The sequence below is a fragment of the Prevotella conceptionensis 9403948 genome (genome assembly GCF_000312305.1).
Taxonomy (GTDB): domain Bacteria; phylum Bacteroidota; class Bacteroidia; order Bacteroidales; family Bacteroidaceae; genus Prevotella; species Prevotella conceptionensis.
The window spans coordinates 1-670 of record NZ_HE999522.1; the positions used below are offsets into that span (position 1 = coordinate 1).

The window sequence follows — 670 nt, forward strand, 5'->3', positions numbered from 1 at the left end:
TGGGTTCGCCCAACCTCATTGCGGGGAAGGCGGACGGGGCGGAAAACGTCATCCGTGTGAAGGCGACGGTCAAGGACTTCCACGAAGAGACGAACATGAGCGTCATCACCGAAGACGGTGCATTTTACACCTTTAATGTCAAGTATGCCAACGAGCCGCTGTTACTCAATGTGGAAATGGCGGACTTCATCCACGATGGGGAGAGCGTAAACCGTCCGAACAACGCCATGGAGGTCTATCTCAAGGAACTCGGAAGCGAAAGCCCGATGCTGGTAAAGCTCATCATGAAATCCATTCACAAGGAGGACAGGCGGACGGTGAAGCACATCGGCAGCAAGTCCTTCGGTATTCAGTACCTGCTCAAAGGGTTGTATTCGCACAACGGACTGCTGTACTTCCATACGGAACTGCGCAACAAGTCCAACGTGCCGTTCGACATCGACTTCATCACGTTCAAGATCGTGGACAAGAAGGTCGCCAAGCAGACTGCCATGCAGGAGCAGGTGCTGCTTCCGCTGCGTGCCTACAACTACACCACCTGCGTGGCGGGGCAGAAGAGCGAACGCACGGTATTCACCCTGCAAAAGTTCACCATCCCCGATGACAAGCAGCTCATTGTGGAGATGCACGAGAAGAACGGCGGAAGACACCAATCCTTTGTCGTGGAGAA

General features: G+C 54.2%; 1 protein-coding gene. It reads left to right on the forward strand.

What is annotated here, in order from left to right:
• On the forward strand, window positions 1–670 hold a 670-nt coding region (gene traN / locus BN93_RS16075; protein ID WP_019189288.1), incomplete at both ends, for a conjugative transposon protein TraN.